This is a genomic window from Kitasatospora phosalacinea (genome assembly GCF_000717185.1).
Lineage (GTDB): Bacteria > Actinomycetota > Actinomycetes > Streptomycetales > Streptomycetaceae > Kitasatospora > Kitasatospora phosalacinea_A.
In genome coordinates this window covers 1-11,671 of the sequence record NZ_JNYE01000151.1, presented here as the reverse complement: position 1 = coordinate 11,671, position 11,671 = coordinate 1, and the positions used below count along the sequence as shown (strand labels likewise).

Here is an 11,671-nt window from a genome sequence, read left to right as displayed (position 1 = left end):
GCCCTGACCACCGCGATCTGGCACAACCACCACACCGGCCAGCACGTCATGCGCTCCCTGACCGCCTACGACCACTAACCCTTCGCATCATTCATCTAGTTGAGGAGGTGCCGTTCGTAGCGGTGGTTGAGTCGGCGGTAGCCGGTCAGCCATGTGGTGCGCTCGATGACCACCTGCGGCGTCCGGGGCGTTCGCTCGAACCGATGCCCTTGCGTGCGAGGCGGACGCCGCCCTCGACCGGCCCGGGGCGGCAACCGCCGTCAGCGGTTGCCCGTCCATACGATGCGCCCGGCGAAACCGCCACGCTCCTCGGCCTTCTTCCGCCGGATCTCCTCCACCCGGGAGAAGTCCGCCCCGTGCACCACTGCCAGGGCCCGCACCACCTCCAGGAGATCCGCCAGTTCCTCCAGCACTTCGTCCCGGGAGGCCGCCTGCACCTCGTCCGCCTCCTCGTGGAGCTTCGCCCCGAGCCGGGCCACGTACTCCGCATCGTCCGCGACGTAGACCTCCGGCTCCCTCCCGGCCTCCCGAATGATCTCGGGGATCCGGTCACGAACGAGCTTTCCCCGCTGCACCTGGGACATCGCCTCTCCTGATCACGTCGGCCCGCACACGACGGACACCCGTCCGCACGGTACCCACAGGCCACGGACCGGCGACCCGCGCCCCCGTCGGCCCCGGCTCGCGCATCGGCGCCGAAGCCGAGGGATCCTCACCCCCGCTCATGGCACACTGCCCGAGGGGGACTCGATGCTGATGCCCCGGGAACGCTCCGACGCCGCGGCAGACGTCCCGAGCCCCCGGGTGCCGGTCGTGGAAGAACTGACGAACCGCGTCCGAAGTGCCGTTCGGGTGCCCGACCCCACCGGAGTGCTCGCATCGTACGAACGAACGGGCGGCACGGGGATGCGGATCGGCACGCTCCGACCCGTCGACCGCATCGCTGATACCGGCTCCGCAGCTCGCGCCCGGCGCTTGCGCGACCATGCGGAAGGCCAGGTGCTCCGAACGATTCCCGGTGCCAGGGCCAACGGGCGCCCCGACCCCTGCCACGTCCTGCTCGCCATCGGGCTCAGCCGACACCGACGCCCGCGCCACGCTCGGGCTCGGGCCCGGGCCCGGGCCCGGTAGAGCCGCCACTGCCGCGCAGCTCGAACACGCGGTGGCCCTGGTCGCCGCAGCGGTCACCCGTCGACGAGGAGTCCGTTCAGCGGGTGGCGTCGAGCAGGGCCTCCACCGCGGCGCGGGCGTGGCGGGCCGGGGCGGGGTCGGCGGTGATCGCGGCGGTGACGATGGCGCCCTCGGCGAGGAGTTGGACGGCGGAGGGGTCGGGGAGGCCCGCGGCGCGTGACCAGTCGGCGAGTTGGGCGTGGAAGGCCTCCTTGTGGGCGCGGACCTCGGCGAGGACGGGCGGGGAGGCGGGGCCGAGTTCGCCGAAGGCGTTGATCCAGGCGCAGCCGCGGTAGCCGGGTTCGGCGAACCAGCGGCCCAGCCAGTCGAACGCGGCCAGCAGCCGGGCCCGCGGCCCGTCCACGTCCGGATCCGAGGCCGAGCCCGCGCCCGCGCCCGCCGCTTCGACCGCGGCGGCCAGGTCGGCCCGCCAGCGCAGGTCGCGGCGGCGGAGGACGGCCACCACCAGGTCGTCCTTGGCCGGGTGCAGGCGGTAGATCCGTTTGAGCGGCAGGCCGGAGGCGGCGCGGACCTCGTCCATGCCGACGGCGCGGATGCCCTTCTCGTAGAACAGCGCTTCGGCGGCGTCGAGCAGGGCCTCGCCGTCCTGGCGGGTCTGCTGCTCGGTGAGCGGGGCGGGCATCGGCGGCTCCGGTTCCGGTTGCGGGCCGCGGTGGCGGTGGCGACGGCGGCCCTTGACGTGGAGAACGGTCGTTCCCTAGTGTAGACCCCGCCGCGCTGGAGAACGTCCGTTCTCCAGCTGTCGAACGCCTGGAGGCCGCCATGTCCGAGGACCGCCCGCCCCGCCCCCCGTTCACCCGCGCCACCGCCCTGGCCAAGGTCCGGGCCGCCGAGGACGCCTGGAACACCCGCGACCCCGAGCGCGTCGCCCTCGCGTACACGCCCGACACCCGCTGGCGCAACCGCGACACCTTCCTCACCGGCCGCGCCGAGGTCACCGCCTTCCTCGCCGCCAAGTGGCAGCGCGAGCACGAGTACGCCCTGCGCAAGGAGCTCTGGGCCTTCGGGGACGACCGGATCGCCGTCCGCTTCCAGTACGAGTGGCACGACGCGGACGGCCAGTGGTGGCGCAGCTACGGCAACGAGCTGTGGGAGTTCGACGCGCACGGCCTGATGCGGCGGCGCGAGGCCAGCATCGACGACGTCCGCATCGACGCCGCGCAGCGCCGCATCCACGGCCCCCGTCCCGCCGACGAACCCGCCGACGCGCCCGGCGGGGAGCCCACCGGGGAGCCCGGCGGCCCGGCGGAGGAGCTGCCGCTGCACTGAGCAGGGGGCTTGGGCAAGCGCCGGGGCGGTTCAGTAGCGTGTCCGCATGGTGCGAGTCCCCCTGACCCCCGAGCAGATCGAGGCCGGCCGCCGCCTGGGCGCGCTGTTCCGCGAGACCCGGGCCGGCCGCGACCCCGCCACCGTCGCCCACAGTGCCGGGATCTCCCCCGAGACCCTCCGCAAGATCGAGATGGGCCGCCTGCCCAGTCCCGGCTTCGGCACCGTCGTCGGCCTCTGCGCCGCCCTCGGCCTCCCGCTCGACGCCGCCGCCGGGGTCTGGCTCGGCGAGGACCCGTTCCCGCGCACCCCTCCGGTGCTCTCCGCCGCGGAGGAGTGACGGAGGGGTGCGGGACTCGCCCGCCCGCCCGCTCGCCGACGTCGCCGAGCAACAGCCGAGGAGCAGCCGAGCAGCAGTACGCCGCCCCGCGCACCCGTCGCCCGTGCCTGGCCCCGCCCCGCAGCGCACCGCACCGCACCGCACCGCACCGCACCTAGCAGTGGGCCAGCACCGCGTAGCGCTCGTCGTGGACCGGGCCGCCCCAGAGGGCGGGGTCGGATTCGAGCGGGTGGACGTGCAGGTCGCGGACCAGGGGGCGGAGGGCGGCGGTGAGGGTGCGGGCGGGGACGCCGCCGGACCAGGGGAGGGTGCCGGTGCCGGGGGCGTAGGGCTCGACGGGGGCGTCGGCTTCGCGCCAGCGGCCCTCGACCAGCAGGAGGCGGCCGCCGGGGCGCAGGCGGGCGGTCCACTCGCGGAGGGCGGCGGGCGGGTCGGGGAGCGTCCAGACCAGGTGGCGGGAGAGGACCGCGTCGTAGCGGTCGGTGCCGGTCGGGGGGCGGCCCGCGTCGCCGACCAGGAAGCGGCCCTCCAGCCCGGCGGCGGCGAACTTCCGCCGGGCCCGGTCGACCATCGCGGGGGCGAGGTCGAGGCCGGTCACCCGGTGCCCGGCCTCGGCGAGGAGCAGGGCGAGCGAGCCGGTGCCGCAGCCGACGTCCAGGACGTCGAGCCGCTCGCCGGGCAGCCAGTCGGCCAGGCGCCGCTGCCAGGCCCGCCGGGTGGTGGCGTCGAGCAGGCCGTGGTCGGGTTCGCGGTCGAAGGCGGGGGCGGCGTCGTTCCAGTACGCGGCGATGGCGGCGAGCGGGTCGGCGGGGGTGGGCGGCTCGTTCATCCGCACACGTTCCCACCCGCCGCCGACAGCCGGGCCGTGGGACCGGCCGGAGGTCAGCAGCCCCCGCCGCGGCGCCGGTGGGCGGCGCGGACGGCCCGGACGGAGCGGTAGGAGAGCAGGGCGAGCGCGGAGTCGGCGGAGAGCACCGCGGCGGCGCTGCGCCAGGAGGCGATCGACAGGACGGACAGCGCCGAGCCGACCGACCCGACCGAGAACGCCGAGCCGACCGACCCGATCGACAGGAACGAGCCGACCGAGCCGATGGACAGGACGGATCCCGTCGAGCCGATCGAGAACCCGTTCGCCGCCGCTCCGCGCAGTCGTGCTCCTCGGCCGGATCGCGTGGTCATGTCCCCTCCAGGTGTTCCCGCCCCGGCCGGACGGGTGGGCCGGGTGCGTGCGTCCCAGCCTCGCCGCGGGTCGCCGTCCGCGCAAAGGCGGCGGTCAGGAGGGGTGCTCGGGGGGCCCGGTGGGTGGCCGGTGCGGGCGGGCTGCTTGGATGGGGCGTTTGCGCGGGCGGCGGTCGTCCGGGTGGTCGGCGCTCGTCCGGCGTGTTCGGTGTGGTGGGAGGTGCGGGTCCGGTGAGTGGGGTGTCCGCGGAGGTGCTGTCGCTGGTGCTGCTGGCGGCGGTGCTCGGGTGCGCGGTGCGGCGGCCGTTCGGGTGGCCGGAGGCGGTGGTGGCGGTGCCCGCGGCGGGGCTGCTGGTGGCGGTGGGGGCGGTGTCGCCGTCCGCGGCCTGGGCCGAGGTGGGTCGGCTGGCGCCGGTGGTGGGGTTCCTGGCGGCGGTGCTGGTGCTGGCGCAGCTGTGCGACGACGAGGGCCTGTTCGAGGCGTGCGGCCGCTGGATGGCGGGGGCGTCGGGCGGACGGCCGGTGCGGCTGCTGGGGCAGGTGTTCGGGGTGGCGGCGGTGGTGACGGCGGTGCTGAGCCTGGACGCGACGGTGGTGCTGCTGACGCCGGTGGTGCTGGCCACGGCCGGGACGCTGGGGGTGCGGCCGCGGCCGCACGTGTACGCGTGCGGGCACCTGGCGAACACCGCGTCGCTGCTGCTGCCGGTGTCCAACCTGACGAACCTGCTGGCGTTCGCGGCCAGCGGTCTGGGGTTCGGCCGGTTCACGGCGTTGATGGCGCTGCCCTGGCTGGCCGCGGTGGGGGTGGAGTACCTGCTGCTGCGGCGTTTCTTCGCGGGCGAGCTGGCGGTCGCGGCCGAGCGGCCGGTGCCCTCGGAGGGGGTGCGGCTGCCGCGGTTCGCGCTGTTCACGGTGGCCGGGACGCTGGCGGGTTTCGCGGTGGCCTCGGCGGTGGGCGTCTCCCCGGCGTGGGCCGCGGCGGCGGGCGCGCTGGTGCTGGCGGTGCGGGCGCTGGCGGGCGGGCGCAGCACGCCGCGGCGGATCCTGTCGTCGGCGGCGGTGCCGTTCCTGGCGTTCGTGCTGGCGCTGGGCGTGGTGGTGAAGGCGGTGGTGGACAACGGGTTGGCCGGGCAGTTGGCGGCGCTGGTGCCGTCCGGCGACGGGCTGGCGGTGCTGTTCGCGCTGGCGGGGCTGGCGGCGGTGCTGGCCAACCTGGTGAACAACCTTCCGGCGACGCTGCTGCTGGTGCCGCTGGCGGCGCCGTCCGGGCCCGGTCCGGTGCTGGCGGTGCTGCTGGGCGTGAACATCGGGCCGAACCTGACGTACGCGGGTTCGCTGGCGACGCTGCTGTGGCGCCGGATCACCCGGGAGCGGGCGGTGGACGACGGCGGGGTGCGGACCTTCACCGCGGTGGGGGTGCTGACCGTTCCGGCGGTGCTGGCCGCGTCGGTGCTGGCGCTGTGGGTCTCGCTGCGCCTGTTCTGACCGGACGCGGCCGTCGCTCCCGGCGGCTCACTATGCTTCGCGTCTGCCGAGGAGTCCTTCCCGCTTTTGCGTTATCCGCCGCTCTCCGGTGGATCTCCGAGGGTGTGAGGGCAGGACGCGAGAACACGAGGACGGGCCGGGCTGTGGACAGTGAGCGGGCGACGGCGCTGGTCGGGCGGGCGCAGCGCGGTGACCGGCAGGCGGTGGCGGAGCTGTTCGGCGGGCACCTGCCGCTGGTCTACAACGTCGTGGGCCGGGCGCTGTCGGGGCACCCGGACACCGACGACGTGGTGCAGGAGACGATGCTGCGGGCCGTGGACGGCCTGGGCGCCCTGCGCGACCCGGCGGGTTTCCGCAGCTGGCTGGTGGCGATCGCGCTGAACCAGGTCCGGCGCCGCTTCCGGGACGCGGACGCGGGCGCGCTGGACGCGGTGCCGGACCCGGCGGCGGTGGCCGACCCGGCGGCGGACTTCGTGGGCCTGACCATCGTCCGGCTGGGCCTGTCCGAGCAGCGCCGCGAGGTCGCGGAGGCGACCCGCTGGCTGGACGGCACCGACCGCGAACTGCTGGCGCTGTGGTGGCTGGAGGCGGCGGGCGAACTCTCCCGGGCCGAGCTGGCGGCGGCGCTGGAGGTGTCGCCGCAGCACGCGGCGGTGCGGGTGCAGCGGATGAAGGGCCAGTTGCAGGCGGCCCGGGTGGTCGTCCGGGCGCTGGCCGCGGTGCCGGGCTGCCCGTGGCTGGCGGAGCTGACGGCCGGCTGGAACGGCGTGCCGGGCGCGCTGTGGCGCAAGCGGATCGGGCGGCACGCCCGGGAGTGCGCCGTCTGCGGGGAGCAGCGCCGCGGCCTGGTGCCCGCGGAGGGGCTGCTGGCGGGGCTGGCGATGGTGCCGCTGCCGGACGGCGCCCCGTTCTGGGCCGGGCACCCGGCCGGGTACGGGTACGGGGCCGGGCCCGGGTCCGACCTCGGCTCCGGGTACGGGTCCGACCTCGACCTCGACCTCGGCGCCGGGTACGAGTACGGGTCCGGGGCCTCCGCGGCGACACCGGCCGCGCCGACCGCGCCGACCGCGCCGGGGCGGGCCGCGCACCGGCGGGGGGCCGGGCGGGGCGGTTCGCACCGGGCGGGGGCGGCGCGGCGCGGGCACCGGCGGGCGCCGCGGCGCGGGCCGGGCCGGGTGCTGGTGGGCGGCGGGGTGGTGGCCGCGGTGGCGGTGGTGGCCGGGCTGCTGACGGTGGTCGGCGGGTCGGACGCGCCGCCCGCGGCGGGTGCGGCCGAGCAGGGTCCGGCGTCCGCGGCGGCGCTGGTCGACCCGGCGGCGGGCTCCGCCCCGTCCGCGCCCCCTTCGCCGTCCCCCGCGTCCCCTGCTTCGCCGAGCGCCCGGGCGGCGGGCGCTCCGCCCGCCCCGGCACCGCCCTCGCCCGCCCCGTCGACCGCCCCGGCCCCGCCGACCACCCCGTCCGCCGCGCCGTCCTCGGCCCCGACCTCGACCTCCACCTCGACCTCGGCCGAGAAGCGTTCCGCGGACTTGGCGCAACAGGTGCTGGAGCTGGTCGACTCGGAGCGGGCGAAGGCGGGTTGCGGGCCGCTGGCGGCGAACGCGAAGCTGGCGACGGCGGCGCTGCGGCACTCCGAGGACATGGCGGCGCGGAACTTCTTCGACCACACCAACCCGGACGGCGCCGGTCCGCAGCAGCGGATCGACGCCGTCGGGTACGCCTGGAGCGGGTGGGGTGAGAACATCGCGCGCGGCCAGAAGGACGCGGTGGCGGTGATGGACAGTTGGATGAACAGCTCCGGCCACCGGGCGAACATCCTGAACTGCAAGTTCACCGAGCTGGGGGTGGGCGTCCACCTGGGCGCTGGTGGGCCCTGGTGGACGCAGGACTTCGGCACGCCGCGCTGACTCCGGAGCCCGTCAGTCGGTGGTGGCGCGGGTCCCTTCGCGGGGGCGGGGGACGGCCTCGGTGGCGTCCCCGGTCAGGACGGCCTCGCGCAGGTCGGCGAGGGCCTCGTCCACGGAGTCGTGGACGTCGAAGATCCGCTCGATCCCGAAGAGCTGGAGGATCTTGCGGGTGTGGACGTCGGGTCCGGGCAGGACCAGCCGCAGTTGCCCGTTGCGGGAGGACAGCATGCGGCGGGTGGCGACCAGGACGGCGAAGCCCGTGGAGTCGCAGAAGTCGACGCGGCTGATGTCGACCACCATCCGCAGGCAGCCGTCGGTGACCAGTCGTTGGAGGCGCTCGCGGAGGGCAGCGACTCCACTGATGTCCACCTCCCCGGCCACCTGGACCACTGTCCAGCCGTATCGCTCCCCGTAGCTCACGCTCAGTGCCACTCTGTTGCCTTTCTCTGGGATCGCTGGGGGTATGCGGCCCCTGCCCGTTTCCTCCGGCGGCAACCCTGTTCCAGGTGACGATTTAGCGGCTGCGCGGAGTAATTTCCGCGAAATGTCATGGTCGTGGTCCGTTCGACGGTGGAATTCGCTGCCCGACCCGACGATCTGCACAGGATTTCCTCCGGTTGGCGGTACCGCTCGGACCGGTGACAGGCTGGGGAGGGAGGGCGGCCCGAGGGTGCCTGGCGAAGGGAGAACGCCGTGATCACCACCGATTTCGTGCCCGGCTCACCGTGCTGGCTGGACCTGGGCGCACCCGACGTGTCCGCCGCGGCCGCGTTCTACGGCCCGGTGCTGGGGTGGGAGTTCGAGCCCCCGGAGGGCTCGGGCGACCCGGACGGCGCGAAGGCTTCAGGCAGCTCGCACCGCTCGGACGGCTTCCTGCTCGCCGTCCGCGGCGGCCGGACCGCGGGCGGGATCGGCCTGCTGACCGAACGGGGCGCCCGCTCGGCCTGGATGCCGTACTTCTTCACCCCCGACGTCCACGAGACCGCCGCGTCCGTGCTGCGCGCGGGCGGCAGCGTCCGGGTCGGGCCGCGGGACGTGGCCGGGTGGGCGTCGATGGCCCAGTTCACCGACCCGCAGGGCGGGCAGTTCGCGGTCTGGACGCCGGGGCGGTCCGGCGGCGGGCTGGCCGCGGTCGACGACCCGGGCGGGCTGTGCTGGACGGAGCTCTACACCACGGACGCGGCGGGCGCGCTGGCGTTCTACGAGACGGTGTTCGGCTGGCAGCGCGAGGACACCCCGATGCCGGGCGGCCGCACCTACACGATCGTCACCCCCGCCGGGCAGCCGCCCGAGCGCATGCACGGCGGCGTCCTGGAGGTCGGCACCGCCGAACTGGCGCTCTCCCGCGGCGTCCCCGCCTGGCACCCGGTCTTCGCCGTCGCCGACTGCGACGCGGCCACCGCCGCCGTCCGCGACGGCGGCGGCGCCGTGGCCATGGGGCCGGAGGACGCCCCGGGGATCGGCCGGATGTCGGTCTGCGTGGACCCGTCCGGCGCGGACTTCGTCCTGATGACACCCGCCGCGCCCGGGCCCGCCGCAACCTGAGCCCCGCCGCGCCCGGGCCCGCCGCAACCTGAGCCCCCACCGCGCCCGAGCCCACCGCGGCCCGGGCCCGCGGCCGGTAAACGCGTTGCGACCCGGGCGGGCCGGCGGGAGGATGCCCGGTCATGGGAACGGACGGGGAACGCGCGCCGCAGGACGGCCGGGCCGGGATCGACGCCGCGCTGGTGCGCCGCCTGCTGCGGGCCCAGTTCCCGCAGTGGGCCGACCTGCCGGTCGTGCCCGTGCCGGTGGACGGGTGGGACAACCGGACGTACCGGCTCGGCGAGCGGATGACGGTGCGGCTGCCCACCCACGCCGCGTACGTCCCGGCGGTGGCCAAGGAGGACGACTGGCTGCCGCGCCTGGCGCCCGCCCTGCCGGTGCCCGTCCCGCGGGTGCTGGGGCGGGGCGAGCCCGGTGAGGGGTACCCGCACCCGTGGTCGGTGCGGGGCTGGATCGAGGGCGCGACGGCGGCCCCGGAGCGGATCGCCGACCTCCCCCGGTTCGCGGAGTCGCTGGCCGGGTTCCTCCGCGCCCTGCGGCGCTGCGACACCACCGGCGCCCCCGCCGCGGGCGCGCACAGCTTCCACCGCGGCGCGCCGCCCGCCCACTACGACGAGCAGACCCGGCGCTGCCTGGCCGCCCTGGCCGGGCGCGTCGACACCGCGCACGCGGCCGCCGTCTGGGACGAGGCCCTGCGGTCCCGGTGGAGCGGCCCCCCGGTGTGGTTCCACGGGGACGTCGCCGAGGGCAACCTGCTGGTCTCCGGCGGCGAACTCGCCGCCGTCATCGACTTCGGCACCTGCGGCGTCGGCGACCCGGCCTGCGACCTGGTCGTCGCCTGGGGCCTGTTCAGCGGCGAGAGCCGCGCCGCGTTCCGCCGCGCCGTCGACCTGGACGAGGACACCTGGGCCCGGGCCCGCGGCTGGCTCACCTGGAAGTCGCTGCTCGTCCTCGCCGAGGGCCTCGACGCCGCCCCGGGCACCACGGGCGCCGACCCCGCCCGCGTCCGCGCCGCCCGCCGCACCCTCGCCGAGGTCCTGGCCGACCACCGCCGCGGCTGACCCCACCGACGCGGCGGGCGGGCACGGGCGGGGCGGCCACCGGTCGCGCCGGGGGCGCCGGTCGGCCTCGACGAGGAGGGCGGGGCCGGTCCCGGCCTTGTTGGAGGCGACGGTGGCGGTGGCGGTGTTTTCGCCCTCCGACCGCCAGGACGCCCGGTGTTCTGCCACGGGCACGATGCGCCCCCTTCGAACCGGGTCACCCCGAAGGGTTCGGTCGGCACGGCGCCCGCCCCGGGCCCCGTCCCGCTCCGGATCTTGCCCGGCCCGGCGGAGGAGGTATTGAATCATGTTTCTGAAAGTTGCAGAAACCAGCGGTCATTGGGGTGGGGACATGGGAGAACGGCTGCGGGGCCGGGCGGGCGTCCTGGCGGCGCTCGCCCTCGTCGGCGCGGGGTCGGCGGGCTGCTCGAACGGCCCGGGCACCCCCGCCGTGATCGAGGTGGACGCGCCGACGGCGCTGGCGGACCGGGCGGTGCACGTGCGGATCACCGGCCTGCCGCCGGGCGCGGAGGTCACGGTCGGCTCCCGGGCCACGGACCTGCAGGGGCGGCAGTGGAGCGGGCAGGCCGTCTTCCGCGCGGACGCCGACGGCCGGGTGCTGCTGGACACGGCCGTCCCCCGCTCCGGCACCTACCAGGGAGCGGACGGCATGGGCCTGTTCTGGTCGATGGCCCCCCAGGACGGTGATCCCGAGCAGGCGTCCTTCTTCCCGGCGGCCTCACCGCAGCACGGCTACGGGGTCACGCTGACCGCCGCCGCGCCCGGGCGCCCGTCCGCGTCCCGGACGCTGACCCGCACGTGGTTCGGGGACGGCGTGACGAGCAGGAAGCTCACCCCGGCCGCCGACGGGATCGCCGGGGAGCTGTTCCTCCCGGCCCCCGGCACCCCGCGCCGTCCGGCCGTCCTGGTCCTCGGCGGCTCGGAAGGGGGCAACGGCGGGACGTCCACCGCCTCGCTGCTCGCCTCGCACGGCTACCCGGCCCTGGCGCTGGGCTACTTCCGCCTCCCCGGTCTCCCCGACCGGCTGGAGGACATCCCGCTGGAGTACTTCGCCCGCGCGGCCGAACTGCTGGCCGGGCAGGCGGGGACCGACCCCGCCCACGTCCTGGCGCTGGGCTACTCGCGCGGCAGCGAGGCCGCCCTGCTGCTGGCCGACGACTACCCCGAGCTCGTCCACGGCGCGATCGTGTACTCGCCCTCGGCCCAGGTCAACGGAGGCTTCCCGAACCCCGGCACCACCGCCTGGACCAAGGACGGCAAGGCCGTCGCCCAGGGCCCCGTCCCGCTCGACCGGGTCAGCGGGCCCGTGCTGGCCGTCGCGGGCGCCGACGACCTGCTGTGGCCCTCGCCCCGGTCGGCCCGGCAGATCGTCCAGGAGCTCGACGCCGACCACGACCCGTACCCGCACCGGGCCCTGGTCTTCCCGGACGCCGGGCACGGGGTCGGCACCTACCCCTACCTCGCCGCGGGCACCCGGCCCACCCACCCGGTGACCGGTCGGCAGAGCTACCTCGGCGGCACCCGCGCGGGCAACGCCGCCGCCCAGGCGGCGGGCTGGCCCGAGGTCCTGGCGCTCCTCGCCTCGCTCGACGGCCCCGGCTCCTAGTAGGGCTTGGTCAGGTTGATTTTGATTGGGCGTGTCTGTTGGCGGTGGTGTGTCGTTGAGGACGTGTGACACCTGGGGAGATGGCTGAGGTCCG

12 protein-coding genes are annotated in these 11,671 nt (G+C 76.2%); 7 read left to right on the top strand and 5 right to left on the bottom strand.

All coding sequences use genetic code 11. The annotated features are described in order from the left end of the window. Window positions 1-260 precede the first annotated feature (260 nt). Together OO57_RS36085 and OO57_RS36080 are read right to left on the bottom strand one after the other, a co-directional pair. Window positions 261-584 carry a nucleoside triphosphate pyrophosphohydrolase gene (locus OO57_RS36085; protein ID WP_033257030.1) on the bottom strand — a complete coding sequence of 108 codons (324 nt, stop codon included), beginning with the start codon at window positions 582-584 and terminating at the stop codon, window positions 261-263. 623 nt (window positions 585-1,207) lie between these two features. Next, window positions 1,208-1,813, bottom strand: a complete 606-nt coding sequence (locus tag OO57_RS36080) for a TetR/AcrR family transcriptional regulator (protein WP_033257029.1) — start codon at window positions 1,811-1,813, stop codon at window positions 1,208-1,210. Window positions 1,814-1,953: 140 nt separating this feature from the next. Here OO57_RS36080 and OO57_RS36075 point away from each other — a divergent pair, with 140 nt between their 5' ends. Continuing rightward, complete coding sequence (locus OO57_RS36075) at window positions 1,954-2,460, top strand: nuclear transport factor 2 family protein (protein ID WP_051778695.1); 507 nt, start codon at window positions 1,954-1,956, stop codon at window positions 2,458-2,460. 46 nt (window positions 2,461-2,506) lie between these two features. Continuing rightward, on the top strand, window positions 2,507-2,797 hold the full coding sequence (locus tag OO57_RS36070; RefSeq protein WP_051778694.1) for a helix-turn-helix domain-containing protein: 291 nt from the start codon (window positions 2,507-2,509) through the stop codon (window positions 2,795-2,797). Window positions 2,798-2,951: 154 nt separating this feature from the next. Here OO57_RS36070 and OO57_RS36065 read toward each other — a convergent pair whose 3' ends face one another. Then, window positions 2,952-3,626: a class I SAM-dependent methyltransferase gene (locus tag OO57_RS36065; protein ID WP_033257028.1), complete on the bottom strand. Its 675-nt coding sequence runs from the start codon at window positions 3,624-3,626 to the stop codon at window positions 2,952-2,954. Window positions 3,627-3,679: 53 nt separating this feature from the next. Beyond that, entirely contained in the window at window positions 3,680-3,976 is a 297-nt protein-coding gene (locus OO57_RS36060) for a hypothetical protein (protein ID WP_234337678.1), read from the bottom strand. 231 nt (window positions 3,977-4,207) lie between these two features. Here OO57_RS36060 and OO57_RS36055 point away from each other — a divergent pair, with 231 nt between their 5' ends. Next, window positions 4,208-5,461, top strand: coding sequence for an SLC13 family permease (locus OO57_RS36055; RefSeq protein ID WP_033257027.1), 1,254 nt, complete (start codon window positions 4,208-4,210; stop codon window positions 5,459-5,461). A 143-nt stretch (window positions 5,462-5,604) separates the two neighbouring features. Further along, window positions 5,605-7,365, top strand: coding sequence for a sigma-70 family RNA polymerase sigma factor (locus OO57_RS36050; protein WP_033257026.1), 1,761 nt, complete (start codon window positions 5,605-5,607; stop codon window positions 7,363-7,365). A gap of 12 nt (window positions 7,366-7,377) precedes the next feature. Here the strand turns inward: OO57_RS36050 and OO57_RS44410 are convergent, their stop codons facing one another. Beyond that, window positions 7,378-7,785 carry an STAS domain-containing protein gene (locus tag OO57_RS44410; protein WP_267885008.1) on the bottom strand — a complete coding sequence of 136 codons (408 nt, stop codon included), beginning with the start codon at window positions 7,783-7,785 and terminating at the stop codon, window positions 7,378-7,380. Window positions 7,786-8,058: 273 nt separating this feature from the next. On the opposite strand from OO57_RS44410, the gene OO57_RS36040 reads away from it, so the two are divergent. The 3 genes from OO57_RS36040 (at window position 8,059) to OO57_RS36030 (ending at window position 11,577) form a co-directional block, all read left to right on the top strand. Next, entirely contained in the window at window positions 8,059-8,910 is an 852-nt protein-coding gene (locus OO57_RS36040) for a VOC family protein (protein WP_033257025.1), read from the top strand. Between the two features lie 122 nt (window positions 8,911-9,032). Continuing rightward, window positions 9,033-9,971 (top strand): aminoglycoside phosphotransferase family protein, encoded by a 939-nt coding sequence (locus tag OO57_RS36035; protein WP_033257024.1) that lies wholly within the window; start codon window positions 9,033-9,035, stop codon window positions 9,969-9,971. Window positions 9,972-10,302: 331 nt separating this feature from the next. Beyond that, the gene (locus tag OO57_RS36030) at window positions 10,303-11,577 is read left to right on the top strand and encodes an acyl-CoA thioesterase/bile acid-CoA:amino acid N-acyltransferase family protein (RefSeq protein ID WP_033257023.1); all 1,275 of its coding nucleotides are present in this window, start codon (window positions 10,303-10,305) and stop codon (window positions 11,575-11,577) included. Window positions 11,578-11,671 lie beyond the last annotated feature (94 nt).

Coding starts and splice junctions, on each gene's coding strand:
- OO57_RS36075 (WP_051778695.1), top strand. CDS start 1,954: ATGTCCGAGGACCGCCCGCCCCGCCCCCCGTTCACCCGCGCCACCGCC.
- OO57_RS36060 (WP_234337678.1), bottom strand. CDS start 3,976: ATGACCACGCGATCCGGCCGAGGAGCACGACTGCGCGGAGCGGCGGCG.
- OO57_RS36080 (WP_033257029.1), bottom strand. CDS start 1,813: ATGCCCGCCCCGCTCACCGAGCAGCAGACCCGCCAGGACGGCGAGGCC.
- OO57_RS36030 (WP_033257023.1), top strand. CDS start 10,303: ATGGGAGAACGGCTGCGGGGCCGGGCGGGCGTCCTGGCGGCGCTCGCC.
- OO57_RS36065 (WP_033257028.1), bottom strand. CDS start 3,626: ATGAACGAGCCGCCCACCCCCGCCGACCCGCTCGCCGCCATCGCCGCG.
- OO57_RS36070 (WP_051778694.1), top strand. CDS start 2,507: ATGGTGCGAGTCCCCCTGACCCCCGAGCAGATCGAGGCCGGCCGCCGC.
- OO57_RS36085 (WP_033257030.1), bottom strand. CDS start 584: ATGTCCCAGGTGCAGCGGGGAAAGCTCGTTCGTGACCGGATCCCCGAG.
- OO57_RS36035 (WP_033257024.1), top strand. CDS start 9,033: ATGGGAACGGACGGGGAACGCGCGCCGCAGGACGGCCGGGCCGGGATC.